General features: G+C 66.1%; 20 protein-coding genes and 1 tRNA gene. 6 read left to right on the forward strand and 15 right to left on the reverse strand.

Features of this window, described 5'->3' with window-relative positions; all coding sequences use genetic code 11:
• Window positions 1-91: 91 nt before the first annotated feature.
• The 3 genes from ASE13_RS15050 (at window position 92) to ASE13_RS15060 (ending at window position 2,229) form a co-directional block, all read left to right on the forward strand.
• Window positions 92-481 (forward strand): hypothetical protein, encoded by a 390-nt coding sequence (locus tag ASE13_RS15050; protein ID WP_056617486.1) that lies wholly within the window; start codon window positions 92-94, stop codon window positions 479-481.
• A gap of 19 nt (window positions 482-500) precedes the next feature.
• Window positions 501-1,157 carry a fructose-6-phosphate aldolase gene (gene fsa, locus ASE13_RS15055; RefSeq protein ID WP_056617489.1) on the forward strand — a complete coding sequence of 219 codons (657 nt, stop codon included), beginning with the start codon at window positions 501-503 and terminating at the stop codon, window positions 1,155-1,157.
• A 178-nt stretch (window positions 1,158-1,335) separates the two neighbouring features.
• The gene (locus ASE13_RS15060; RefSeq protein WP_056617491.1) at window positions 1,336-2,229 is read left to right on the forward strand and encodes a tyrosine recombinase XerC; all 894 of its coding nucleotides are present in this window, start codon (window positions 1,336-1,338) and stop codon (window positions 2,227-2,229) included.
• On the opposite strand, the gene ASE13_RS15065 is transcribed toward ASE13_RS15060, so the two are convergent.
• Genes ASE13_RS15065 through ASE13_RS15075 form a run of 3 tightly spaced genes read right to left on the reverse strand, consistent with a single transcriptional unit; the run spans window position 2,226 to window position 4,198 of the window.
• On the reverse strand, window positions 2,226-2,816 hold the full coding sequence (locus tag ASE13_RS15065; protein WP_056617494.1) for a DedA family protein: 591 nt from the start codon (window positions 2,814-2,816) through the stop codon (window positions 2,226-2,228). The genes ASE13_RS15060 and ASE13_RS15065 overlap by 4 nt on opposite strands.
• A 4-nt stretch (window positions 2,817-2,820) precedes the next feature.
• The gene (gene gshB, locus ASE13_RS15070; RefSeq protein ID WP_056617498.1) at window positions 2,821-3,780 is read right to left on the reverse strand and encodes a glutathione synthase; all 960 of its coding nucleotides are present in this window, start codon (window positions 3,778-3,780) and stop codon (window positions 2,821-2,823) included.
• 43 nt (window positions 3,781-3,823) lie between these two features.
• A complete protein-coding gene (locus ASE13_RS15075) occupies window positions 3,824-4,198 on the reverse strand; it encodes a YraN family protein (protein ID WP_056617959.1) in 375 nt (124 codons plus the stop codon).
• A 111-nt stretch (window positions 4,199-4,309) separates the two neighbouring features.
• Here ASE13_RS15075 and ASE13_RS15080 point away from each other — a divergent pair, with 111 nt between their 5' ends.
• Window positions 4,310-4,507: a hypothetical protein gene (locus ASE13_RS15080; RefSeq protein ID WP_056617502.1), complete on the forward strand. Its 198-nt coding sequence runs from the start codon at window positions 4,310-4,312 to the stop codon at window positions 4,505-4,507.
• Here ASE13_RS15080 and rsmI read toward each other — a convergent pair.
• Window positions 4,504-5,340, reverse strand: a complete 837-nt coding sequence (gene rsmI / locus ASE13_RS15085) for a 16S rRNA (cytidine(1402)-2'-O)-methyltransferase (RefSeq protein WP_056617504.1) — start codon at window positions 5,338-5,340, stop codon at window positions 4,504-4,506. The two genes, ASE13_RS15080 and rsmI, sit on opposite strands and share 4 nt — an antisense overlap.
• Before the next feature lie 11 nt (window positions 5,341-5,351).
• Between rsmI and ASE13_RS15090 the strand changes: the two genes are divergently transcribed.
• Complete coding sequence (locus ASE13_RS15090) at window positions 5,352-6,563, forward strand: penicillin-binding protein activator (RefSeq protein WP_056617507.1); 1,212 nt, start codon at window positions 5,352-5,354, stop codon at window positions 6,561-6,563.
• Window positions 6,564-6,602: 39 nt separating this feature from the next.
• Here the strand turns inward: ASE13_RS15090 and hemW are convergent, their stop codons facing one another.
• From hemW to ASE13_RS15120, 6 genes are all read right to left on the reverse strand, one after another.
• A complete protein-coding gene (hemW, locus tag ASE13_RS15095) occupies window positions 6,603-7,748 on the reverse strand; it encodes a radical SAM family heme chaperone HemW (protein ID WP_056617508.1) in 1,146 nt (381 codons plus the stop codon).
• A 324-nt stretch (window positions 7,749-8,072) separates the two neighbouring features.
• Entirely contained in the window at window positions 8,073-8,429 is a 357-nt protein-coding gene (locus ASE13_RS15100; RefSeq protein WP_056617511.1) for an endonuclease domain-containing protein, read from the reverse strand.
• A gap of 239 nt (window positions 8,430-8,668) precedes the next feature.
• A tRNA-Gly gene (locus tag ASE13_RS15105) sits at window positions 8,669-8,742 on the reverse strand.
• 31 nt (window positions 8,743-8,773) lie between these two features.
• Complete coding sequence (gene galA, locus ASE13_RS15110) at window positions 8,774-11,656, reverse strand: beta-galactosidase GalA (RefSeq protein ID WP_235536996.1); 2,883 nt, start codon at window positions 11,654-11,656, stop codon at window positions 8,774-8,776.
• 28 nt (window positions 11,657-11,684) lie between these two features.
• Window positions 11,685-12,641, reverse strand: coding sequence for a hypothetical protein (locus tag ASE13_RS15115; protein ID WP_056617518.1), 957 nt, complete (start codon window positions 12,639-12,641; stop codon window positions 11,685-11,687).
• The gene (locus ASE13_RS15120; RefSeq protein ID WP_056617521.1) at window positions 12,641-14,272 is read right to left on the reverse strand and encodes an MFS transporter; all 1,632 of its coding nucleotides are present in this window, start codon (window positions 14,270-14,272) and stop codon (window positions 12,641-12,643) included. Before ASE13_RS15120 ends, ASE13_RS15115 begins: the two co-directional genes overlap by 1 nt.
• A gap of 127 nt (window positions 14,273-14,399) precedes the next feature.
• Between ASE13_RS15120 and ASE13_RS15125 the strand changes: the two genes are divergently transcribed.
• Window positions 14,400-15,704, forward strand: a complete 1,305-nt coding sequence (locus tag ASE13_RS15125; protein ID WP_056617962.1) for an oligogalacturonate lyase family protein — start codon at window positions 14,400-14,402, stop codon at window positions 15,702-15,704.
• A 161-nt stretch (window positions 15,705-15,865) separates the two neighbouring features.
• Here ASE13_RS15125 and ASE13_RS15130 read toward each other — a convergent pair whose 3' ends face one another.
• The 5 genes from ASE13_RS15130 to ASE13_RS15150 all read right to left on the reverse strand — a co-directional run bounded on the left by ASE13_RS15130 (window position 15,866) and on the right by ASE13_RS15150 (window position 24,231).
• On the reverse strand, window positions 15,866-18,292 hold the full coding sequence (locus ASE13_RS15130) for a glycosyl hydrolase 115 family protein (RefSeq protein WP_056617524.1): 2,427 nt from the start codon (window positions 18,290-18,292) through the stop codon (window positions 15,866-15,868).
• Window positions 18,293-18,474: 182 nt separating this feature from the next.
• Window positions 18,475-19,587 (reverse strand): glycoside hydrolase family 105 protein, encoded by a 1,113-nt coding sequence (locus ASE13_RS15135; RefSeq protein ID WP_056617527.1) that lies wholly within the window; start codon window positions 19,585-19,587, stop codon window positions 18,475-18,477.
• A gap of 35 nt (window positions 19,588-19,622) precedes the next feature.
• Complete coding sequence (locus ASE13_RS15140; protein ID WP_056617530.1) at window positions 19,623-20,816, reverse strand: glycosyl hydrolase 53 family protein; 1,194 nt, start codon at window positions 20,814-20,816, stop codon at window positions 19,623-19,625.
• Window positions 20,813-23,794, reverse strand: coding sequence for a glycoside hydrolase family 35 protein (locus ASE13_RS15145; RefSeq protein ID WP_235536997.1), 2,982 nt, complete (start codon window positions 23,792-23,794; stop codon window positions 20,813-20,815). The genes ASE13_RS15140 and ASE13_RS15145 overlap by 4 nt, the downstream gene beginning before the upstream one ends.
• 119 nt (window positions 23,795-23,913) lie before the next feature.
• Window positions 23,914-24,231: an L-rhamnose mutarotase gene (locus ASE13_RS15150; protein ID WP_056617533.1), complete on the reverse strand. Its 318-nt coding sequence runs from the start codon at window positions 24,229-24,231 to the stop codon at window positions 23,914-23,916.
• Between the last annotated feature and the right edge of the window lie 24 nt (window positions 24,232-24,255).

A 24,255-nucleotide genomic window follows, 5' to 3' on the forward strand; every position in this document is an offset into this window, starting at 1 on the left:
CACGTCGCCTTTGCCGCGGTTGCTACGCATCCATGGTCCGCTTATGTTCCGCTCTGCCGGCGAGAGTCGGCGCAAAAGGGGGGGACTCGCCATGTTGCTGACCGCACTCATATTCTCGCTCTCCACGCAGGCGTGCAAATCCTATGATACCGCGCTTCCCGCGCCGCTGAGCGGATGGAAGCGATCGGGGCGCGGGCTGGACACCGGTCATGCGGTGACGCTCTCCCGCAGCGGCGATTCCATCCAGACAACAATTCGCATCCGCAAGGCGGGGACTTTCGGCGTCGCGCTCAGCGAGCCGGGCTGGATTGACGTCGCGCCGATCCGCGGCAAGCCGCTCGCCTCGGCAGCGCACGGCCATGGTCCCCAATGCTCGACGATCCGCAAGATCGTCCGCTACAAGCTGCGTCCGGGGACCTATCGCGTCTCGGTCAACAAGCTTAAGGCGACCCGCGCACGGCTGATGCTGGTGCGCTACTGATTCGCCTGAGGGGCCTCACATGAAATTCTTCGCCGATACCGCCGACACCGCCGACATCCGCGACCTCGCCGATGCGGGGCTGCTCGACGGCGTCACCACCAATCCGTCGCTGATCCACAAGGCGGGGCGCGATTTCCTCGAAGTGGTCGCCGAGATCTGCGAGATCGTGCCGGGCAAGCCGGTGTCGGCCGAAGTCGTCGCGCTCGATTACGAAGGTATGATGCGCGAGGCCGAGATCGTCCGGAAGATCGCCGACAATATCGCAGTCAAGGTGCCGCTGACGATCGACGGGCTCAAGACCTGCAAATCGCTCACCGACGACGGCACGATGGTCAATGTGACCCTTTGCTTCTCGGCGAACCAGGCACTGCTCGCCGCCAAGGCGGGCGCGACCTTCGTCTCGCCGTTCGTCGGTCGGCACGACGACAACGGCTTCGACGGGATGCAGCTGATCAGCGACATCCGGCTGATCTACGACAATTACGATTTCACGACTGAGATCCTCGTCGCCAGCGTGCGCCATCCGATCCACGTGCTCGAGGCCGCGCGCATCGGCGCCGACGTGATGACCGCGCCGCCCGCGGTGATCCGGCAGCTGGTCAAGCATCCGCTGACCGACAAGGGCATCGAAGGTTTCCTCGCCGACTGGGCGAAGACCGGGCAGAAGATCGGCTGAACCGGTTCCCCTCCCTGCAAGGGAGGGGTTAGGGGTGGGTAAGAGAAGGTCGGGCTCGATGCCCGGCCTTTTCTTTATTTCACACGTCTCGATGGGCTCCCCCGGCCTTCGCCGGGGTCGCACCCACCCCCCGGCCCCTCCCTTGCAGGGAGGGGAGTCTAGGGCCCATTGTGGGCAGGTGACCGAACCCGCGCTACCTCTCCTCTACGGCCAGCACCTCGCCCGCGATCGGCGGCGCTCGGTGCATACGGTGCGTGCCTATGAGGCGACCGCGGTTCGGCTGATCGCTTTCCTTCAGTCGCACTGGGGAGAGGAAATCACGCGCGAGCGGCTGGCGAGGGTCGAGACCGCGGACCTGCGTGCCTTCCTGGCGCATCGCCGCAATGACGGGCTGTCCAACGCCTCCGCCGCGCGCGAACTGTCGGCGGTGCGAGGCTTCCTCAAATTCGTCGCGGGCGATGCCGCCGAGATGCCCCGGCTGCGAGGCCCACGCGTCAAGAAGGGACTTCCGCGCCCGATTGCGCCGCACGAGGCTGTAGCGCTGGCCGAAACCGTGTCTGAAGAGGCGCGCGAGCCGTGGATCGGCGCGCGCGACTGGGCGGTCCTGCTGCTCCTCTACGGGGCGGGTCTGCGCATCGGCGAGGCGGTGGGACTGACCGGCGCGGTGCTGCCGCTCGGGCCGACGATGCGCGTCACCGGCAAGCGTGCCAAGACGCGGACCGTGCCGCTGCTGCCGCAAGTGCGCGACGCGATTGAGGCCTATGCGAAGCTCTGTCCTTATGGCGTGTCGCGCGATGCGCCCTTGTTCCGCGGGGCCAAGGGCGGGCCGCTGCCGCCCGGGATGATCCGCAAGGCGGTGCGTTCGGCCCGCACCTCGCTGGGCCTCTCCGAACGGACGACTCCGCACGCGCTGCGCCACAGCTTCGCCACGCATCTGCTCGGGCGCGGCGCCGATCTGCGTTCGCTGCAGGAACTGCTCGGCCACGCCAGCCTCAGCTCGACTCAGATCTACACCGCGGTCGACGCCGCGCATCTGCTCGATGTCTATCGCAATGCCCATCCGCGTGCCTAACGCTGCTGGCGCGGCTTCCATGTGAGCACGCGCCAGACATAGGCGATGAGCGCGAGCACGATGATCGCTGTGACTCCCGGTGCGATCCAGTGATCGATGGTCTCGAAGGTGGTGCCGAGCCAGAAGCCCACGCCGACGAGGATCGTGTTCCACACCAGGCTGCCTGCGGTGGTGTAGGCGACGAAGCGCCAGAACGGCATGTGCATCAGCCCGGCGGGGATCGAGATCACCGTCCGCCCGAGCGGCATGAAGCGGAACACGAACACCGTCGCTCCGCCCCAGCGATCGAAGAAGCGGCGCAGCCTCTCGACGTCCTCCCACTCCATCGTCAGCCAGCGGCCCCAACGGTCGACCATCGGCTTGAGCCGTTCATAGCCGTAGCGTCGGCCGATCTCCCACCAGAACAGATTCCCGATCGCACAGCCGAGCGTGCCTACAGCCACGAGCAGGACGAAGTTCATCTTGCCCTGCGCCGCGGCGATGCCGCCCACCCCCATGATCACTTCGGATGGGACCGGGGGGATCACATTCTCCAGCACCATCAGCAGGAAGACGCCGAGATATCCCCAGTCCAGCCAGCCGCCCATCGTCTCAGGCTGCGCGTTCGGCGACGCGGCGTTCGATCGCCTGCCAGATCAATGCGGCGGTATCGGTGCCGTTGAACCGGTCGATCGCGACGATGCCGGTCGGGGACGTGACGTTGATTTCGGTGAGCCATTCGCCGCCGATCACGTCGATCCCGACGAACAGCAGCCCGCGCTTCTTGAGCTCGGGCCCGAGCGCGGCGCAGATCTGCTTCTCGCGTTCGGTCAACTCGGTTTTCGCCGCCGATCCGCCGACCGCGAGGTTCGAGCGGATTTCGCCTTCGCCGGGAATGCGGTTGATCGCGCCGGCAATCTCGCCATCGACCAGCACGATGCGCTTGTCGCCCTGGGCCACCGAGGGGAGGAATGCCTGCACCATGTGCGGCTCGCGGTAGGCGGTGTTGAACACTTCGATCAGCGCGGAAAGGTTGGCGCCGTCGCTGCCGACCTTGAAGATCGCCTTGCCGCCATTGCCGTGGAGCGGCTTGACGACGATCTCATTATGCTCCGCGAGGAACTTGCGCGCCTCGTCGAGGCTGCGCGTCACCAGGGTCGGCGGCATGAACTCGGCATAATCGAGCACGAAGATCTTTTCGGGCGCGTTGCGGACGCTGGCGGGATCGTTGACCACCAAAGTGCGGTCGGCGATGCGCTCGAGCAGGTGGGTGGCGGTGATGTAGCCGAGGTCGAAGGGCGGATCCTGCCGCATCAGCACGACATCGGCGTCTTCGCCGAGATCGAGGCTCACCGGATCGTCGAAGTGGAAATGGTTGCCCGCGACGCGCTGGACGCTGACCGGGTGCGCCCTGGTCCAGACGCGCCCGTCTGAATAATTGAGGTCCTCGGGCGCGTAATGGAACAGCTTGTGTCCGCGCGCCTGCGCCGAGAGCATCAGCGCGAAGGTCGAATCGCCGGCGATGTTGATCGCATCGAGCGGGTCCATCTGCACGGCAACAACGAGCGACATTCGGCCTCCTTCGGAACTCCTGTAGGTGACGTATTGGACTAAGTCACCCCATCCAGGCGTTCTCGATATGGCGAGGCAGCTTGCCGGGAGCAATGAGCATCACGTCGACGCGGATGTCGTCGCCCGGCCCGGCATAACGCGGCATCAGATATTCGGCCGCCGAGGCGACCCGGCGAAGCCGCCGCTCGTCGATCGCGAAATCGAGCTCAGGGCCGGTCGCACGAGTCTTCACTTCGACGAACGCGACAAGGTTGCCCTTGCGCACGACGAGGTCGACTTCGCCCGCCGGCGTACGCACCCGGCGATCGAGGATTCGCCAGCCGCGCAGCCAGAGCCACCAGGCGGCGCGCCTTTCGCCCTCTCGGCCGCGGTTTTCCGCCGCTTTCCGGGCACTCGTCGCGCGTCGAGGTCGTTTCATCTGCGACTCCATGCACAAGGGCTTGGCGCTTGTTGATAACTTTGGTTAGTCTCCATCATTCCGACTCATGAGAGGCGGGTCGCACATCGTCACCGGGGGGTGCCGAGGACTATGGAATCCAACGAGAGCTATTACCGGCGTCGCGCCATCCAGGAAATCGTGGCGGCACGCCACGCGATCACTGCGAATGCGAAGGAACGGAGGCGATCGCTCGCCGAAAGCTATGTCCGTCGCCTTTCGGAACTGACCGGTTCGGACGAGAGCTTCCTGCTCGATGCCAATCCGGCGCGGCTGCAAGAGTTCGCCTAAGCCTTGAGCGCCAGGGCGCGGGCGTACAGGGCCTTGCGGTCCAGCCCGAGCCTTTTGGCGACTTCGCCCGCTGCCTTTGCCGGCGGGAGCCGCGTGAGCGCTTCGGCGAGCGCGGCATCTGCATCCTCCTCGCTGGCAGGCGCCGCTTCCCCCGGCGGCGCGACCACCACCACCATCTCGCCTTTGGGCGGCGCATCGGCATAGCGTGCGGCGAGTTCGGTCAGCGTTCCCGTCACGCACTCCTCGAACCTTTTGGTGATCTCGCGGGCGACCGCCGCCTCGCGGTCGCCGAGTCCCTCTGCCAGCGCGGCAAGGCAAGCGGAGAGGCGCGGGCCCGATTCGTACAGCACCAATGTCGCCCGGATCGTCGCAATCTCGGCAATCGCTTCGGCGCGGGCCTGCTGTTTTGCGGGAAGGAAGCCCAGGAACAGGAAGCGATCGGTCGGCAGCCCGGCGAGCGTGAGCGCGGCGATCGCGGCGCAGGGGCCGGGGATCGTCGTCACGACATGGCCGGCGGCGCGCGCATCGCGGACCAGCTTGAAGCCCGGATCGGAGATCAAAGGCGTCCCCGCGTCGGAGACCAGAGCCACCGCTTCGCTGGCCATCCGGGCGATCAGGCCCGGGCGGACGGCATCGGCGTTATGGTCGTGATAGGGCAGCATCCTGCCCTTCGTGCCGAGGTGGCGAAACAGCCCGGCTGTCACACGCGAGTCCTCAACTGCAACCACATCGGCTTTCATCAGTATTTGAGCAGCACGCGGGCTGAGGTCGCCGAGATTGCCGATCGGCGTCGCGACGATGTAGAGGCCGGGGGCGAGAACAAGATCATCCATCGGGGAGAGTCATGGCAGACGCCAGAGTAAGTGCGCAACCGGGCCTGTGGAACATGCTGCGCGCAGCCGCAGTCGGCGCGACCCTGTTTCTCGCAGCCTGCGCCAGCGGCCCGCGAATCGTTCCGGAGGCCGAACGCCCCACGGCCCCCGAGCGGCCCGCGCCTCCCGTCGTGCGCCCGATCGCGCCGGGACTGCCGCAGGACGTCGAGCGTCACCGCATCGCGTTGCTCGTGCCGCTCACCGGCCAGAATGCCGGAGTCGGGCGGTCGCTCCAGAATGCGACTCAGCTCGCCGTGCTCGATACGAAGAGCGATGTGCTGCGCATCACCACCTATGATACCGGCGCGCCGGGCGGGGCGGTCGCCGCGGTGCAACAGGCGATCGCCGACGGCAACCGGCTGATCCTCGGGCCTTTGCTGGCCGAGGAAGCGCGCGAAGTCGCGCCGATCGCCCGGCGCGCACGCGTTCCCGTGCTCAGCTTCTCGAACGACGCCAGCGTCGCCGGCAACGGCACGTTCATCCTCGGCTATGTGCCGGGCCAGTCGATCGAGCGGGTGGTGAATTATGCCGCGAAGTCGGGGATCACCGATTTCGCGGGGCTGATCCCCACCGGGCTCTATGGCGAGCGTGCCTCGACCGCCTTGCTCCGCTCGGTCGAGCAGGCCGGCGGCAAGGTGCTCGCGCTCGAGACCTATGACGCGCGTCCGGGATCGATGACGAGTGCAATGGCCAAGATCGGTCGTTCGCCGTTCCAGGCGATCCTGCTTGCGGGAAGCGCCGATGGTGCGGTCACCGCGGCGCCGCTGATCCGTCGGGCGCCGAGCGGCAAGACCGCGCGGCTGCTCGGCACCGAATTGTGGAACACCGATTCGGCGATCGGCGGCAAGGCAGCCTTGAGCGGCGCCTGGTTCGCCAGCGTGCCCGACAATTATTACCGCCAATACGCCACCAAATACCGCGCGCGCTTCGGCACCGCGCCCTATCGCTTGTCGACGCTGGGCTATGATGCGGTGCTGCTGACCGTGCGAATCGCGCGCGATTGGCGGCCCGGCACCGAATTCCCCGAACGCCGGCTGGTCGAGCCCGAGGGCTTTGCCGGGCTGGACGGGGCGTTCCGCTTCGGTCGCGACGGCGTCGCCGAACGCGCGCTAGAAGTGCAGGAAATCCGCGGCGGGACGACTGCGACGGTCTCGCCGGCACCGCCCAACTTCAAGGGCAAATGAGCTGCCTCGGTGCTCCTGCGAAGGCGGGAGCGCCGGGCACTACGCGATCACCAGTTCGCGCAGGATCGCTTCGAGCACCGGCATGCCCGCGTCGGTGACGCGTAGCCGATCGCCTTCGCGGACCACGAGGCCCTGCTCGCGGAGCCGGGCGAGGGCGCGCGGTTCGATCGGCGCCGTCCCGCCGGCGAGCGCGTCGATGCGCGGCAAATCCACGCCCTCGGCGATCCGCAAGCCCATCACCAGCGCCTCGACCGCACGCTCATGGGGAGTGAGCGGGTCCTCGAGCTGAAGGCCATGGCCGTTGCGCGTCACTGCGGCCATCCAGTTCTCGGGCTTCTTGTGCCGCATCGTCGCAAGCCCGCCCCGCCGGCCGTGCGCGCCGGGGCCCACCCCGGCATAGTCGCCATAGCGCCAATAGGTCAGGTTGTGCCGGCTCTCCGCGCCCGGCCGGGCATGATTGGAAATCTCATAAGCGGGCAGGCCGGCGGCGGCGGTGATCGCGCGCGTCGCCTCGAACAGGTCCGCGGCCGCATCGGGATCGTAAGCGGCGAGCTGGCCCTTCTCGAACAAAGTCGCGAAGCGCGTGCCGGGCTCGATGGTGAGCTGGTAGAGCGAGAGATGCTCGGTGCCGAAGCCGATCGCGCGATGGAGCTCGGTTTCCCAGGCGGCGAGATCCTGATCGGGACGGGCATAGATCAGGTCGAAGCTGACGCGATCGAACACGGATTGTGCTGTCTCCAGCGCAGCCAGCCCCTCCGCCACGCCGTGCGCGCGGCCGAGGAACCGCAGCGCGTCGTCGTCGAGCGCCTGCAGACCGAGCGAGACGCGGTTGACGCCGGCGGCGGCGAGATCGGCGAAGCGTGCGGCTTCGACCGAGGAGGGATTGGCCTCCAGCGTGATCTCGATGCCGGGTTCGAACCCCCAATGCCGCTCCGCCGCTGCGATTACCGCGGCGACGGTCTCCGGCGGCATCAGCGAAGGCGTGCCGCCGCCGAAGAAGATCGAGCCCAGCCTGCGCCCCGGCAGCGCTGCCGCCTCATGCGTCAGATCGGCGAGCATCGCCGCGCGCCAGGCCTCCTGGTCGACGCTCTCGCGGACATGGCTGTTGAAGTCGCAATAGGGGCATTTCGACACGCAGAACGGCCAATGCACATATAGTGCGAGCGAGGGTGTGTCGTTGGTCATGCGCTTGAGGGGCCGGAGCGGGTAACGGGAGCCTGTCTCGTGTCAAGCTGGATGCAAGCGAACCGCAGGAACTGGGTGGCTAGCCGCGAAAGGTCACACCAGGGTCACACTGCCTGCATCGTTCCGGCCTGTTCCTGCGCAGGCGATCCAGGAGGGTGTGGACCAAGCGGCGCTATACTCCTGCTTTCGCACGAGCAGGATGAGGCTGTCAGGCGAAATCCTACATTGCAAGCATGTCTGCAAATGGGTGGTTAGTGAACGTTGATCGCTAGCCCTCTCCCGCTTTCGCGGGAGAGGGTTGGGTGAGGGTCTTCTTCTGCCTCGCTAGCCTCGTTTGTTGGCAGCGAGTGCAGCGCTGATGACCTCCAGCACGTCGTCGAGATTCTCCAGAACCTCGCTGTTCCAGAACCGCAGAATCCGATACCCGCGGCTCTGGAGGAATTGCGTTCGCCGAGCATCGGTTTCGGCATTGTGCTGGCTGCCGTCGACTTCGATGATCAGTCGTGCCTCGACGCACAGGAAGTCGACCACGAACGGTTCGATCGGGGCCTGGAAGCGGAATTTGTGGCCGACCAGTCGCCGGCTGCGCAGGATACCCCAGAGCAAGCGCTCGGCATCCGTCGCCTCCTTGCGGAGCCGGGAGGCATGACGGCTCGTCTGGCGTCTGACCGGTGTGCGCATGCCGCAAGAAATAGAAGAAAGAAGACCCTCACCCAACCCTCTCCCGCGAAAGCGGGAGAGGGCTATAAGAGCGTCCGCAAGTGGGGCGGATGCAGGCCGTCCGCTTTCGATGCCCTGCAATTTGCGGCAGCCCAACCCGAGGTGCGGGCTCACGTCCGCGTCGAAAGCTTGGAGAACCGGTCGGTCGACGTCAGTTGGTCCGCGCGAAGGGGCTGCCCGAAGGCGGTACCGGGTGCGGCTGGAGCGGGTAACGGGAATCGAACCCGTGTATTCAGCTTGGAAGGCTGCTGCACTACCATTGTGCTATACCCGCGAGCCGAGGGGGCGACTGCCACAGTCCGCGGCTATTGGTCAACCTTCTCGCGCACCACGACCATCTTGCCGAAGCCCGAGGCCTTGCCGGGCTCGGCCTGAACCAGCACCACCAGCGAGCGTTCGCCCTGTCCGGCGGGCAGCGTCACGTCGAGCCGTGCGGACGCCGGATCGCGCTTCTCGCCGATCTTCTTGCCGTCGAGCCAGATTTCGGCGCTGCCGGCGAGTTCGGTGAAGGTCAGCACGCCGCCGCGCCGGCGGACGCTTGCCGGTGGGGTGAAGTTCATCTGATAGCCGTTCCAGCGCCCGGCATCGGAAGGTCCTTCGAGCCGACCGGAACGGCCGCGCGCGGTGGCGTAGCGATCGTCGGTGCCGACCTTCGCATTGGGGTCGGGCCGGGTTGCGGTGAACGGTACGCGTGCCCAGAAGCTTAGCAACATTTCCGGCCGGGTATCGGCGACCTGCGCGCGCGGCGTGGCGACGACGCGGTCGATCGTCAGCGTCGTCGGCTCGAGGCCCGGCGCAGTGGCGCGCAGCACCAGCTTGCCGCGCCCGGCGGCAGCGCGGACGATCACCTGCGCGAGGCCGTTGAACAGCTTCCGCGCGCTGCCCTTTTCGGGATCGTGATCATTGGGGTTGCCGTTGCCGAGCCCGATGATCTCGCCGCCTTCGATCGTGAAGCCGGCGGGCAAATTGACGAGCGGTACGTGCCGCCCGCGCGAATCGACCGCATCGACAGTGATCGGCTGGGCATCCTCGCCGTCGCCCGCCATCACGCGCCGATCGGGAGTGAGCCGCAGCTTTACGGCCGCGCCGACGGTCTCGATCACGGCGCGTGCGACTTCGCGGCCGCCGCGATAGCCGATCGCTTCGAGCTTGCCGGGCGCATAAGGCACCTGGAACTCGGGCTGCTTGAGCCGGTCGACCGCCGCCTCGCCGACCTTCTTGCCGTTGAGCAGCAGCGTGACGCGTTCGGCATTGGTGAGCACCACCACGCGGATCGGCGTTCCCTCCTTGCCCGGCCAGTTCCAGTGCGGCTGGAGCGCGAGCACGGGCGTGTCGTCGATCCATTGCGCGCGGTGCTGGTGGAAAGCGAGCTTGGGGAAGCCGCAAATGTCCATGATCCCGAAGAAGCTCGAGGTGGACGGCCATTCGAACGGCGTCGGCTCGCCATGATAATCGAAGCCGGTCCAGACGAACCCGCCCGCGACGAACGGGCGTTCGGCGATCGCCTTCCACGCGGCGGCGTGCGTGGCGCCCCATGGCGCGCCCTCGTCGTCATAGCTGGTCATGATGTTGCGGGTCTTGTCGGTCACCCATTCGCCGCGGGTCGAGAAGGCGCTGGTATCCTCCGAGCTAGTCAGCGGCTTGTCCGGGAAGGCGGCGTGGTATTTGTCATATTGCGGGATCTGGTAATTGAAGCCGACCACGTCGACCGCCTGGCTGACGTTCGAAGGCGTGAACATGCCGTCGTTCATCGCCGCGGTGACCGGGCGGCTGTCGTCCAGCGCCTTCACTGTCGCGGCCATGCGGCGGACCATCTCATAGCCCTGCGGGCTACCCTGCATCGGCTCCTCGTTGAACACCGACCACAGGAAGACGGAGGGCCGGTTGCGGTCGCGCCGCACCAACCATTCGAGCTGCGCCATGTAATCGGGGCTCGGATTGAACTGGCGATTCTCGTTCATCACCAGCAGGCCGTGGCGGTCGCAGGCGTCGAGCAGTTCGGTGGGCGGCGCATTGTGCGACATGCGGATCGCGTTCGAGCCGAGCGCCTTCAGGCGGCGTACGCGCCAGTCCCACAGCGAATCGGGGATGGCGGTGCCGACCCCGGCATGATCCTGGTGGTTGCACGTGCCCTTGATCTTGAGCGGCTGGCCGTTGAGGTGGAAGCCGGTCCGGCTGTCGAACGTGAACGTGCGGAAGCCGATGTTGAAGTGGCGGGTGTCGATCAGTTTGTCGCCGTCGAGGACGCGGACCTCCAGCGGGTAGAGCGTCGGGCTTTCGGGTGACCAGAGCTGCGGATCGGTGACGGGCAGGTCCAACCTTGCGGTTGCCGTGACCAATGGCCGGACCTCGGCGTGTACCGACTGTACGACAATGCCAACATTATCGGTGCTGGCGAGGGTTACCTGCACCATCACGGTGCGGTTCTCAGTCGAGATGTTGCCGAGCGTCACTTCGACCGGCACGCTCCAGCTGCCGTCCGCGGCGCGGCGCGGATCGCAATGCACGCCGTCGGTGACGATATATACCGGCGCGCGCACTGCCAGCCAGACGTGGCGATAGATGCCGGCGCCCTCGTACCACCAGCCTTCCATCGGCTCGGCATCGACGCGGATCGCGATCGTGTTGAGCTCGTCGCCGAAGCGCGCATAGGGCGTCAGATCGACATGCACGCCGTTAAAGCCGCTCCAGTTGCGGTCGACGATCGTGCCGTTGATCCAGATCGTGGCGTTCGTGGCGATCCCGCCGAAATCGATCTCGAGGAACTTGCCCTGGAGCGCAGGATCGAGCCGGATCGTGCGGCGGTACCAGCCGATGCCGCGGCGGCGATAGCCTTGCGAGACATTGGCCTGGGGATCGACCGCGCCCTCGATCGCCCAATCATGCGGCAAGGTGACTTCGCGCCAGTCACTGTCGTCGAAGGTCATCGCCGCGGCGCCGTGCGCGGCGCCGGCCTTGGCGTTTTCATAGGTCGCCTGATGGCCCTTGATCTCGGGCATGGGCACATCGCCGAGATGGAAACGCCAGCCCTGATCGAGCAGCAGCCGACCGGGTTCCTCAGGGGTAGGGCGCGGATCGAGCCCGTCGCGCGGGGCGGGCATCGGCACGTCGCCGCCATTGTAGGTGTCCACCGCCTTCGCGCGGGCGGGAAAAGCGGGAAGCGCGGTAGCGAGCGCCGTGGTTGCCAAAAACGCCCGCCGATCCATGTCTCTTCCCTTATTTGCCGAGCCGCATCGTGACCGGCTTTGTGCGGTCGATCGACAGGATTCCATCTTTTTCCGCGATCTCGGCGATCTGCAGTACACTGCGGCGGCCCCAGTCGGGATCCTTCGCCGCTTCGGGCTCGCCCGATTGGTGGACGAAGTAGACGAGATACGCCCGGTCGCCCGCGACGATCACGTCGGGATGCTGCGCCTTGGCGCGGTCGGTGGGGCGCGTGCCCGGCTCGCCGGCGAGGTGTCCGGGCTGGGCGGTCCAATGTTCGCCGTCGCTCGAATGCTGGACCAGCAGGCCCTTCCACGCGTCGCTGATCAGCCACCAGCGCCCGCGCCAGCGAAATGCCTTGGGCCCCTCGCCGGGCGTCGTCACGGCGGTGCCGCGCACCGTCCAGTTCTTGAGGTCCTTGCTGTCGGCCCAGCGGATCGCCTTGCCCATCCGCTCGTCGTTGAACCACAGCCGGTAGCCGCCCTGCGGAAGCTCCAGCACGCTCGCGTCGATGATCCGGTCGGAGTCCAGCTCGACGCGCTCGCCGCAGTCCCAGCGCTTCAGGTCTCGGCTGGTGAGGTGGACCAGGAAGCGCGGGGCATTCCAGTCCTTGAACACGCCGGGCACCACGGTGATCCACATGTGCCATTTGTCGCCGAAGCGCTGGACCTCGGGCGCCCAGAGCGTCGCGCCGGTGCAGCTCGCGGGGATCGCCGCCGTGCCCGAATAACGCCAGTGTGCGCCGTCCTTCGATCGCGCGACTCCGATCGCGGTGCCGTGGACCCAGCTGACGTCCTTGGGATCGGCGAGCTTCAGGTCGGCGCGACGATTGGTGTAGAACATCACCCATTCGCCGGTTTTCGGATCGTGCACGGTCGAGGGGTCTGCCGCACCGTCGTGCACCGGATCGCGGAACAGCGGGACCGCGGCGACCGGGTCCGCCGCGAGCAGCGCCAGCACCGCGAGCATCAGCGGTTCCCGGAGACGGGGTTCTTGCCCCAGAGCTGCTCGTACTTCCAGCCCGACAGATCCTCGACGACCGCGCGCGCCTCGGGCGATGTCGGCTCGGTGCCGCCGGCCCGCAAATGGTCGATCTCGGCCATCAGAACGTCGTGCGTCTGCGCATTGAGGCGAAAGCGCCACGACGCGATCAGGCCGGCGAGCATGACCAGGATCGGCCCGAGGATCAGCAGCCAGGTGATGGTGGCGATCGCTTGCGGGGTTTGCTGCACGGCTTCGGCGGGCCCTCCCTTTGGCGAGACATAGCCGCCGAGGTCGATGATCCAGCCGGTGCAGATGATCGCTGCCGACTGGGCGAGCTTGCGCACCAGCGTCATCACGCCGGCGAAGATGCCCTCACGTCGTTGGGCCGTGACCGCCTCATCCACGTCGGGCAGGTAATTATAGACCGACCAGGGCACGAAATTCAGGGTGCCGCGGCCGAGCCCGGCGAGCAGGATCGGCACGAACAGCCAGAAGATCAGCACCGGGCTGAACGTCGCGGAGGCCGGATTCAGCGCCGAAAGCATGTTGCCGTGAAGGGCGCCCAGGTCCGCGACGAAGCCCGCGGGTCTCAGATGATAGAAAGCGAGGAACAGCAACAGCCCGGCACCGAAGAAGCTGATGGCGATGCGGTAGGCGATCACCGGCCCGGTGCGGATGACGATATTGATGGCGATCATCACCGAGATGAGCTGCGCCACATACATGATCGTCAGCAGCTGCGAGATGATCAGCGTCGCGCCCATCATCACCGTGACTACGAAGATCGGGAAGGCCGTGTTGAAGATGTCCTGCGAGATGTAGCCGCCGAGATAGATCGACAGATGCTGACGGAAGGCGCGGATGCGAAGCGTCGAGAATAGATCGCGGAACATCACGACCGGGATCAGCAGCGCGGTCTTCACGTCGAGCGGGACGGACTGCACCTGCTTTTCGGCCTCGGTGTAAGGGCGCTCCCAGGTGAAGATCACCACCAGCAGCACGACCAGGCTGAAGATCGCGCCGAATATGGCGCCCATGATCAGGAAGGTGCTGGGCGAATCCTTGCCCCCGAGGCTGCTGATGATCAGCGTCGGCAGATAGGATGCGAGAATGGCGGAGCTCTGCGCGACGATCATCCGTGCGCCGGCGAACTTCGCCTTTTTCCGATAATCGTTGGTCATCTCCGCGGCGAGCGTCTCCCACGGGATGAGGAACATCGTGTAGACGAACTCGAAGAAGATGAATGTCAGCAGGTAATATGTGAAGCTATGCCCGGCGACGAAGATCAGCGCGAAGCTGGGCAGCAGCGGAATGGTGGCGATGAGGAAGATCTTGCGACGCCCGATCCGCCGGCCGATCCAGGTGTGCCGCAGATTGTCCGACACATAGCCGATCAACGGGCAGGTGATCGCCTCGAGCAGCCGCGGCAGGCCGAGGATCAGCCCCGCCTCCGCCGCGGACAGGTTACAGAAGGTGGTGAAGAAGTATAACAGCCAGCCGGTGACGACCGCCTGCGCGCCTGCCCCCAGCATGTCGCCGGAGCCCCAGCCCCAATAATTGTACCAGCGCGGCTGACGGTGCGCGGATACGGTTGGCGCCGAGGCGCTGCTGGCCATGCGGGATTTCCTCTCTGGGGTTTGGCCGCCGGGATTGCGGCAACGTGCCGATACCGGTTCTTTACTCCATATTCTGAACCGCTATCATGATATGTGGAACGACATCAAGTCGGCGGGAGTGTTGAGGATGCGGCTGGGACGCGCGATTTGCCAGGGCTTTGCGGTTGCTTCGCTCGTGCTGGCGGGAACGGCGGCGGCGGACCCCGCCGCTGAGTGGGTCGATCCGCTCACCGGGCACAAGGTGGTGCGGATCAGCCGCGAGCCGGGCAGCGCCGCGCTCTATTTCCATCAGAACAGCTATACGCCGCAGGGCGACAAGATGGTGATCTCGGTGCCGGGCGGGATCTCGGTGGTCGACCTCAAGACGTGGGAAGTCAGCCCGCTGGTCAAGGTGCAGGGCGCGACCCTGCTGTTCACCGGGCGCAAGACGCGTACCGCTTATTATCAGCGCCGTGGGCCGGATGGCGGGCCTGCGACGATTTTCGCAGTCGATATCGATAGCGGCAAGGTCCGGAAAATCGCCGATGTGGACCGCGGCTTCATCGGGTCGATCAACGCCGACGAGACCCTGCTGCTCGGCCAATGGGCGGAGAATGACCGGCCGCTCCAGCCGAATGCCAAGCCGAGCGACAACAGCAGGTTCGGCCAGGCGCAATATGCCGCCAATTGGCCCGACGGCCGCCCGATGACCTATGCCGAGGCCAAGGAAGTGCGGCTCAACGAGCGGCTCGAGGCGAAAATCCCGATGGAGATCTTCACGATCGACGTGAAGACCGGCGCGCGGAAAGTGGTCACTGCCTCGACCGACTGGCTCAACCACATCCAGTTCTCGCCGACCGATCCGCAGCAGATCATGTATTGCCACGAGGGCCCGTGGCACAAGGTCGACCGGATCTGGACGATCCGCGCCGATGGGACGGGCAAACGCCTCGTCCACAACCGCACGATGAACATGGAGATCGCCGGTCACGAGTTCTTCTCGCCCGACGGCAAGACGATCTGGTACGACCTGCAGACCCCGCGCGGCGAAGTGTTCTGGCTCGCCGGCTTCGACCTCGCGACGGGTAAGCGCCGCTGGTACAATGTCGAGCGGAACCACTGGTCGGTGCACTACAACCAGTCGCCTGACCTGAAGCTGTTCTCGGGCGACGGCGGCGACAGCGAAATGGTCGCGCATGCCCCGGACGGGAAGTACCTGTACCTGTTCCACCCGAAGGATATCCCGGATGTTGCCGGCATCCACGCACCCGGTGCGGAGAACCTGATCTCACCGGGCACCTTCGAAGCCGAGAAGCTGGTGGACATGCGCAAGCAGGACTACCGGCTCGAGCCGAACATGACCTTCACGCCGGATGGGAAGTGGATCATCTTCCGCGCCAATTTCGAGGGCGCGAACCACGTCTATGCGGTGGAGTTGGCCAAGGCGAAATAGGCACTTCTAATTCCCCTCCCTGTAAGGGAGGGGTCAGGGGTGGGTGAGCAAGGGTCGGGCTCGATGCCCGATCCTTGCTCCATTGCACGCAGCTCGAAGGGCTCCCCCGGCCTTCGCCGGGGTCGCACCCACCCCCAGCCCCTCCCTTGCAGGGAGGGGAGTCAGGTAGGCACGAACCTGATCGCTTCGATCAGCACGCCGCCGCTTTCGGCCAGCAGTTCGATGCGGTGATTGCCGCCCGCGATCCCGCCGGGCACTTCGATCGAAATCCGGTTGTCGAGTACGGCTTGCACCCACGCGGCGTCGCCGGTGTTGCGCGCGATCGACAGCGGATAGGCCTTGCCGTCGATCCGCAGCGTCAGGCGGAGCGGTTCGCCGTCGCCGTCGGCATAGGTCGGGATCAAGTCGATCACTGCGCGCCAATTGCCGGCGGGAAGAGCCGGTGCCGTCGTGCCCGTAACCGCGCGATCGACTCGCGATCCCAGCACCAGTCCGTTGCGGCCGAGCCCGGGGACTATGCGCCAGCTTCCTACAATCTTGCGCAGATCGAGCGTCACCTCGCGCTTCGTGACAGGCTCGACGAGCACGGGCGTCACCGGCGGACTCGCGGCAGGCGCGGGCAGGATCGGCGGCGTCAGGCGATAGCTCTTCCACTGCCCGTCGGCTGGCTCGACCGCGATGAACCCGCGCCACTTGCCGTCGACGAGTTTGTCATATGCCTCGGTCAGCTCGGCGATCCGCGCGTCCGCCGCGCGCGCTTCGGCGCCGTGGCCAAGCGCACGGGGCAGATCGGTGTCGCGGAGCCGATCATGCGCCTCCGCGGCGAAGAAGCGGCGATTGGCACTGGCAGCAGTCTCGACCGGATAGCCTAGCAATTCGAAGAATGCTTCGCGACGCTGCTCCGGCATGCGCGAGGCAATTGCACGGGCCCGCGCGACGTTGCGGTCGAATTGCGCCAGCCGGGCATCGGCCTCGGCGATCGATAGGGGGCTCTGACGCGCCTTCTGCCCCGGTAGATACCATTGGAGATGTTCGGGCCGGCGGGCGAAATCGAGCCGGTGATATTCGGCGAGGATCGCTCCGATTTCGTCGGCTTCGCTGGTGGCGATGTTCTCCGCTGTCCAGCGCCGCGTCCAGCCCTCCACGCCGAGCGCCCGCGTCCCCGGCACGTCCCATGCGAGCGACAGGAAGTAATCGGTCGCCAGTTCGGCCGGCTTGATGTCGCCGACATTGGCGATCCACATCTTGTCTGCGCCGAGATCGAAGGCGCGGCCCATCTCCTCGGCGATCAGCGCCGGCGGCGTGGTCGACAGCCACAAATAGGAAAGTGGCGCCCCCAGATAGGAGAGGTGGTAATAGATGCCCGCGCCGCCGCTGCGCTTGCGCTCGGCGGGCGTCGGGAAGCGGCGGATATAGCCGAAATTGTCGTCGGGCCACATCAAGGTGACGTCGCCGGGGACGGCGAGCCCGGCGCGATAGATGTCGAGCACTTCCTTGTACGGCGTGAAGACCTGCGGCACCCGTTCGACCTGTGGCGAGACATGCCGGGCGAGCATCGCGCGCTGGTCGGCGATGATGCTTTCGAGGAAGCGCTTCCGAGTCGGCATGTCCGACGCACCCTGCATGCCGCTGTCGTGGATGCCGCGCATGCCGAGCGTCCAGATACTCTCGTACTTGCCGTTGGTGCGGGCGCGTTCCTCCCAATAGGCACGGACGCCATCGGGGTTCTTGCCGTAATCGTAATCGTGCGTATCGGCCGTCCATTCGCCGACATTGTTGCGCAGCATCGGCTCGGCATGCGACGAGCCCATCACGATCGCATAGCGGTCGGCCAGCTTCGCATTGTCGGGGTTCGCGTTGAAGGCAGGCGAGATCTTGTGCATCGCCGGCCACAAGGTGTTGGCCTTGAGCCGGAGCAGCAGCTCGAACACCTTGGCATAGGTCTTGGGGCCCATGCCGCGGGTGCCCGGCTCGAAGACCGTCGCCGACCAGGGGGTGAGTCCCCAATCCTCGTCGTTGATGAAGATCCCGCGATATTTGACCGAAGGCGGTCCGAAGCGGTGCGTGCCGGGGCGGACGTGCAGTGCAGGCTGCTTGAGCGGCGTGACATCGGCCCACCAATGCCAGGGCGAGACGCCGATCGCACGGCTGAGCTCGTAGATTCCGAAGGCAGTGCCGCGCCGGTCGCTGCCGGCGATGACGAGCACGCGGGGCACGCCGGGGGCGGGGCGCTCGATGGTGGCGATGACGAAGCTTTCCCACGCGCCATCGAGCCGCTTGGCGTCGAGCTTGCCCGTGGCGATGAGGCGGTCGATCGCCGGATTCTTGCCGAGAGTGCCGACCCAGATCTGGTCACCGCCTGCGGTTTTGCCGGTGACGGTGGTGAGGTCGTGGCGGAGATCCTCGGCGGCGATCTTGACGACGTCGTGATCGCCTTCGGCAGTGACGACGCGCGCGCCGGCGAGGTTTAATCCTGCCGCGTCCAGCCGCACATCGATCCAGCCGGCAAGCTGGGCGTGTGCGGGGAGGGCGAAGAGGAGAAGGCAAAGGGTCAGGATGAATCGACGGAGCGTGCCGGCTCCGCCCATACCACCGTCACCCCGGACTTGTTCCGGGGCCCACTCAGCCTCACCGACTACCATAGAGCCTCTCGTCCAGCCCTGGTCTCCCGATGGACCCCGGAACAAGTCCGGGGTGACGGTGGGCTTTTGAGGAGATGACAGGAATAATCGACGGGCGGCGAGCTCGAGGAACCACGCCGCCCCCAGCATCAGATATAGGTCCGCAGGAACTCGCCCAGCGCACAGATCGCGAGACTCTGGCCGTAGGGCATCGAAGTCAGGCGGATGTCCTTGTAGAATTGCAGCGTGTCGCCCATCGCCGTGCCGAAGCTGACCTGCTGCAGCTCGCCGGTCGCATCGATATTGGCGAGCACGCCCTTCACGGCCTTGATCCCGACCTGCTCATAGTGCCGCGGCAGATAACCCTTCCGGACACCCTTCAGGATGCCATAGGCGAAGCCCGCGGTGGCCGAGGCTTCGAGATAGCTCGTCGGGTCCATCACCAAGGTGTGCCACAGCCCGCTCTCGTCCTGCGTCTCGGCGAGCGTCTTCACCTGCGCGGCGAGTGTGTCGATCAGGAAAGTGCGGAAGGCGTCGCCTTCGGGCAGATCGAGGATCTCGATGATCTCGGGGATCGCGATCGTCACCCAGCAATTGCCGCGCGCCCACAAAGCTTCGGCGAAATTGTGCCGGCCGTTAAAGTCCCAGCCGTGGAACCACAAACCGGTCTTGCGATCGAACAGATATTTGATGTGGACGAGGAACTGCCGCTTGGCTTCCTCGATATATTGTGGGCGGTTCAGCAGCAGGCCGATCTTGGCGAGCGGCAGCACCGACATCATCAGTGTGTCGTCCCACATCTCGCCGGGATTCTCGTCGTTATAGACGATGTGCTGGAAGCCGCCTTCCTCGGTCTTGGGCAGACCGTCGGGTGCCATCAGCCACTCGCACCAGGTGTCGAGATAGGGGATGTAGCGCGGGTCGGGCTCTTGCTCGTAGAGGTACGCCAGTGTGATGAACGGCGCGACGGTGTTGATGTTCTTGGTCGGCGTGCCCTCGGCGAAGCGGTCCTCGAACCATTGCTTGATGATGTGCAGCGCCTTGTCGTCGCCGGTCTGCTCGTAATAGCGCCACATGCCGAACAGGCCGACGCCGTGGGTCCATTCCCAGCCGGCCCAGCCCTTGGTGTCGATGATCCGGCCGTCCTCGAGATGGAGCAGGAACTCGCCGGTCTCGTCCTTGATGTTGACGAGATTGTCCATCAGCAGGTCGATCTTCGACGTGATCTCGCTGCGCGGGACGTCGTGGGTGAGGGCAGCCAATTAGTGTCTCCTGAGTTCGATAAGGTGAGGGCGAGTCACTTCGTGACCCCATAGTCCTTCGCCATCTTTTGGTAGAGGCGAATGAAGTTCGGATCGGCGTCATAGCGTCCGCCGTGATCGCGCGGCTTGCGCGGCGTCGGCGGAGCGGGGGCTGCGCCGGGTGCCTCGGCGCCGTTGATTCCCTGCGAGAGCAAATTGGGGCGCGGGCCTTCGCCTGCGTTGACGCCGTCCTTGAGGAAGATCGCTTCCTGGTGCCGCGTCGGCTCCCAGATATAGCTGCCCCAGCCATTGGCATGCGCGTGGACGAGGTCGTTGAGGTAGCGTTTGCGCGAGGAGTATTCGATCGCGAAGAAGCCCTTGTCGGGATAGCGCCTGGCGAACTCGGCGAAGGTCCGCTCCCAATCGCCTTCGGCCTGCTGCTGATAGCAGGAGAAGCCGAGCGCATCGAAATCCACGCCGCGCGCGATCAGGCTGTCGGTCCAGTGGCGGACGATTGCCCAGTGGCGGCCGAGATGGTTGTGGAGTGCGAGTGGGACGCCGGGAAGTGTCTCGCGGGTGGCCGAAATTGCCGCCTTCAGGAGCGCCGCGAACCGGGCATAACCGCCTGCGCCCGCCACGTTCATGTGCACGGCATCGGTCTGCGGATTGCCGGTCGGGATGGTCAGCGGCACGCGGCCTTCGGGCCAGAGCATGCCGAAGGTCGTCTCGTTGCCGAGGATCGCGAGATCGGGCGCCGCGCCGGCGGCCTTGAGCGCGGCGAAGGTGTCGGCGGTGTAGCGATGAACCGTCTCGACCAGCTTGCCGAAGGGCAGGTCCGCCCATGCCGCGGGTTTCTCCTGATGCTGCGGGTCGGCCCAGGTGTCCGAATAATGGAGCGTGATCGAAAGGTGAAAGCCGGCCGCCTTGATCCGCTTCGAGAAGTCGATGATCTGATCGAGCCCGCACCACGGCCCGCCGGGCTTGCCCTTCGAATAGCCCTTGGTGGGATCGACGAAGAGCCGGAGCTTGAGCGCATTGAACCCGGCCTCGCGGAAGATCGCCAGCGGGTCCTTCCGCGCCCCGTCGAGATAATAGGTCGCGCCCGCGAACTCGTCCTCGGGCACCCACGAGATATCGGCGCCGATGAGGAAGGGCCAGGGCCGCGCGCCGGACTTCGCCTGCGCCGGCGCGGCGAGGCCCGCCACGCAGAGCGCACCTGCGCCGATTGTCTGACGGCGGGTTACCCTCATTTCAGCTCGGCCGGCGTCGCGGGAGCGGGAACCATCCTGACCGGGATCCCGCCCCTGACGTTGCGCAGCGTGACGAGCTTCACTTCCTCCAGCGTATTGCCCGGCGCGCCGTCCGACGTCACTGCCAGCGCGATGCTGTTGCGGCCGCGATGGTTGAGGATTCCCTCGGGGATCGGGAAGACGCGTTGCGGGCCGACATGCGCGATGAACTGGCCCATGTTCCAACCGTTGACGAAGATCAGCACGCGATAGGCCACCGGCGAGCGTGGCTTCGACGTGTCGCCGAAAGCGAGGCCGATCGTCGCGTCCTGCCCCTTGGGCACGGCGAGGTCGAAGCTGGTGCGGTACCAACTGGTACCGGGAGTGGCCTGGGCGGGGGCGGATTTCCAGCCGCGATCGTCGAAACCGGGAAGATACCAACCGCGCCGCTCGCCATCGAGGCCGCCATTATTGGCGACGCCGCGCACCGGATCGGGCAAGTCCTCGCCGCGGCCGTTGATCTTCCATGCGATCGGCACCGCGAAGCTCGGGCCGGCGACCGGCTCGATCGAGGCGGAGACGAGGCCGCGCGCCTCCTTGTGGAAATCGTCGGCGTCGAGGTCCCAATTATGGCCGTTGTTGCGCACCATCACCGACAGCACATGCTCGCCGGGCGTGCGCGCCGCATCAGGGAGCGTGAAGCTCGGCGCGCCGGTGGTGATCGGTCGGGGGAGGCCGGCGGGGATTTCGTCCTGGCCGATCAGCTTGCCGTCGAGGAACACCTGAACCAGCCCTGCGCCACCCGCGCCATAATGGAGCTTTAGCCGCTCGGCATCCGGGCTCCCGGTGAAGCGGCCGCGATACCAGACATCGCCTTCGTGGAAGCCATAGGCATCCATCAGCATGTTGGGTTGGCCGTCGGCGCGCGCGGTGATGCTGGCGTACGCGCGGTTGTCGATCTTCGCCCAGTCGCGGTCGTCGAAGGCGGGATCGGCTTCGGGCGAGCCCGGAGCGACTCGCCAGTCGGTGAGCGCGGGCAGGGCGAAGCCGACGGGGGCGGGGAGCGGCGTGTTTGCAGCCACCGTGCCGGAAGCGGTGCGGGTGATCGCGACTTTCGCCCCGTTCCACGTCACGCTGCGAACGCCGGCAGGTGCCCAGATCTCGAGCGGCGTAGGTTCGCGGGTATCGCCGGTGAGGGCGAGATTTCCCTTGGCCGCGCTGGCGGTACGTACCAGCGCGGGCCCGCGCACCAGCACGTCTCCGACATGCCAGAACTTCGCACCCTCGGCCTCGTCGCCGATCAGCAGCAGCAAGTCCGGTCGCCCGCCACCGCTGATCCGTACGCGGGTGAGGCCGCGATGCGCGTAATTGAGCTTGAGGTCCCCTTTGGTCGCGTCGAACGCCGAGGTCGCGCCGCCTTCGAGCACGGTGACCTTGGGCGCGCTGGCATAGCGCAGCACCGTCTCGCCCGCTTCGCCCGCGCGACCGTAGATCAGCGCGACGTCACGGCCGTCCTGCCGGACCAAGGCCTGCAGCTCGGAAGTCGAATAGACCAGCCGCTGGCCGCCCAGATTCACCCCTGCGACCAGCCATTTCGCGTCGAACCCGTCGAGCTGCATCGGCAGCGTGTAGCGGCCGTCGGGCAAGTCGGCGGTGAAAGTGAAGCGGTCATTGGTCTGGCTGTTCGAGGGTTTGTGCGTGACCAGCAGGAAGCGCGCGTCGGTCTCGGGGCTCTTGTTGTGATAGACCTGAATTTTGTCCGACGAGATCTGCACCGGCCCCGCGGGGATCATGCCCGCAAGGTCCGGCACCGCCGCGATCAACCCGCCGAGCTGCTTGAGCTCCTCGGCCTTGGGGCGGACTTCGCGCGCCTCGGAAAGGGCTGCGCCGTAATCATAGCTGGTGAACACCACCGGGGCGGGAAGCCAGCCCCAGCTCGTTCCCCCGAATCCCATGTAGAAGCTCTGGATGCCGATCCCGTTGGCGAGATTGGTGCCGTAGAACACCCGCTGGAAGCGCTTGCCGCGCTGGATGGCGTTGCATTCATAGCCGCCGTTCGAGCCCCAATAATCGAACCAGCCGCCGCCGAACTCGGCGAGGAAGCCGGGCGTGTTAGGCGAGGCCGAGGCACCGCCCTTTGCGCCGCCCGGGCCGTAATAGCCCCAGTCGGGCGCCGCCGATCCGCGGGTCGGCTTGCCGTTCACCGTGCAGGTGCCGCCGGGATAGCCGTCGAATGCGTACAGGTCGTTGGGACCAGGAACGGTCTTCTCGACCTTGGAGTCCTCCGGCACCCAGTATCCGTTGCGGCCCTGATCGTTGTGGAACAGCGGCACGGTGATGCCGTCGGCGCGCGCCTTGGCGTAGAGATGGTCCATGTAGCGGCGCTGCGCCGGGGTGGTCAGCGCCAGCTCGTTTTCGATCTGGTGGAGGATGACATTGCCCTTGTGGCCCTTGCCGTCACCGTTGACCTGGTGGCGCGCGATGATCGCGTTGACTCGGGTCAGCCACTCGTCCGAGGCGGCGAGATATTCGGGATCATCGGTACGCGCGCGGCCGCGCTGGTTGACCAGCCAGCCGGGGAAGCCGCCGCGGGTGAGCTCGGCGTTCACATAGGGGCCGGCGCGGGTGATGACCCACAGGCCTTCCTCCTCGGCCATGGTGAGAAGGCGGTCGATGTCGCGGATGCCGCTGAAATCGTAGATGCCCTTTTTCGGGCTGTGGAAGCCCCAGTCGAAATAGAAAGCGACGGTGTTGAACCCGCTCGCCTTCATCTTCTGCAGCACGTCGCGCCACAGATCGGGCGAAGGCAGGCGGAAGGCGTGCATCTCGCTCGACCAGATGATCGTGCGCTTGCCGTCGATCATCAGCGAGCGCGCATCGTACGAGATGCGGCCGAAGGTCTTGACCGGCGCGTTGAAGTTCGCGGTTTGGCGGGCTTCCTGTGCGGCGGCGGGTAGGGCGAGCAGCGCGGAGGCGGCGAGAAGGGCGGCGCGGATCACACCCCAACCGTTCGCCCTGAGCCTGTCGAAGGGCGCAGTGCCGCAGGCGATCGGCCTTGTGGAAAGGCGTGCTTCGACAAGCTCAGCACGAACGGGCTTGTGGGTGCGAGGAGCGCGGATCATGGCAGGTGGAACACCGGCTTGAGCGGCCATTCCTTCGGCTTGTTGCCGGGCTCGACTTCCATCAATGGCGCCATGTAATCCCACCATTTCTGCATCACCGGATGCCCGGGCAGCGCCTCGCGGCTATTGTCATCGGTGAGTTTCAGGACCGCGAACAGCGCGCATGTCTCCTCGTCGAGGAAGATCGAATAGTCGCGGATGCCGCTATGGTGGAGGAGCTCGGCCAGCTCAGGCCAGATCGCGTCGTGGCGCGCTTTATATTCATCGACGACGCCGGGCTTCAGCTGCATCTTGAATGCGTGGGTGGTCGTCATGCCCTCTCCTGAAGCCCATTATGT

The organism is Sphingomonas sp. Root241 (assembly GCF_001428865.1).
GTDB lineage: Bacteria > Pseudomonadota > Alphaproteobacteria > Sphingomonadales > Sphingomonadaceae > Sphingomonas.

What these genes read in the sequence shown, in the direction of transcription:
- ASE13_RS15050 (WP_056617486.1), top strand. Translation starts at nt 92, where the DNA reads ATGTTGCTGACCGCACTCATATTCTCGCTCTCCACGCAGGCGTGCAAA.
- fsa (WP_056617489.1), top strand. Translation starts at nt 501, where the DNA reads ATGAAATTCTTCGCCGATACCGCCGACACCGCCGACATCCGCGACCTC.
- ASE13_RS15065 (WP_056617494.1), bottom strand. Translation starts at nt 2,816, where the DNA reads ATGGGCGGCTGGCTGGACTGGGGATATCTCGGCGTCTTCCTGCTGATG.
- gshB (WP_056617498.1), bottom strand. Translation starts at nt 3,780, where the DNA reads ATGTCGCTCGTTGTTGCCGTGCAGATGGACCCGCTCGATGCGATCAAC.
- ASE13_RS15075 (WP_056617959.1), bottom strand. Translation starts at nt 4,198, where the DNA reads ATGAAACGACCTCGACGCGCGACGAGTGCCCGGAAAGCGGCGGAAAAC.
- ASE13_RS15080 (WP_056617502.1), top strand. Translation starts at nt 4,310, where the DNA reads ATGGAATCCAACGAGAGCTATTACCGGCGTCGCGCCATCCAGGAAATC.
- rsmI (WP_056617504.1), bottom strand. Translation starts at nt 5,340, where the DNA reads ATGGATGATCTTGTTCTCGCCCCCGGCCTCTACATCGTCGCGACGCCG.
- ASE13_RS15090 (WP_056617507.1), top strand. Translation starts at nt 5,352, where the DNA reads ATGGCAGACGCCAGAGTAAGTGCGCAACCGGGCCTGTGGAACATGCTG.
- hemW (WP_056617508.1), bottom strand. Translation starts at nt 7,748, where the DNA reads ATGACCAACGACACACCCTCGCTCGCACTATATGTGCATTGGCCGTTC.
- ASE13_RS15100 (WP_056617511.1), bottom strand. Translation starts at nt 8,429, where the DNA reads ATGCGCACACCGGTCAGACGCCAGACGAGCCGTCATGCCTCCCGGCTC.
- ASE13_RS15115 (WP_056617518.1), bottom strand. Translation starts at nt 12,641, where the DNA reads ATGCTCGCGGTGCTGGCGCTGCTCGCGGCGGACCCGGTCGCCGCGGTC.
- ASE13_RS15120 (WP_056617521.1), bottom strand. Translation starts at nt 14,272, where the DNA reads ATGGCCAGCAGCGCCTCGGCGCCAACCGTATCCGCGCACCGTCAGCCG.
- ASE13_RS15125 (WP_056617962.1), top strand. Translation starts at nt 14,400, where the DNA reads ATGCGGCTGGGACGCGCGATTTGCCAGGGCTTTGCGGTTGCTTCGCTC.
- ASE13_RS15130 (WP_056617524.1), bottom strand. Translation starts at nt 18,292, where the DNA reads ATGGGCGGAGCCGGCACGCTCCGTCGATTCATCCTGACCCTTTGCCTT.
- ASE13_RS15140 (WP_056617530.1), bottom strand. Translation starts at nt 20,816, where the DNA reads ATGAGGGTAACCCGCCGTCAGACAATCGGCGCAGGTGCGCTCTGCGTG.
- ASE13_RS15150 (WP_056617533.1), bottom strand. Translation starts at nt 24,231, where the DNA reads ATGACGACCACCCACGCATTCAAGATGCAGCTGAAGCCCGGCGTCGTC.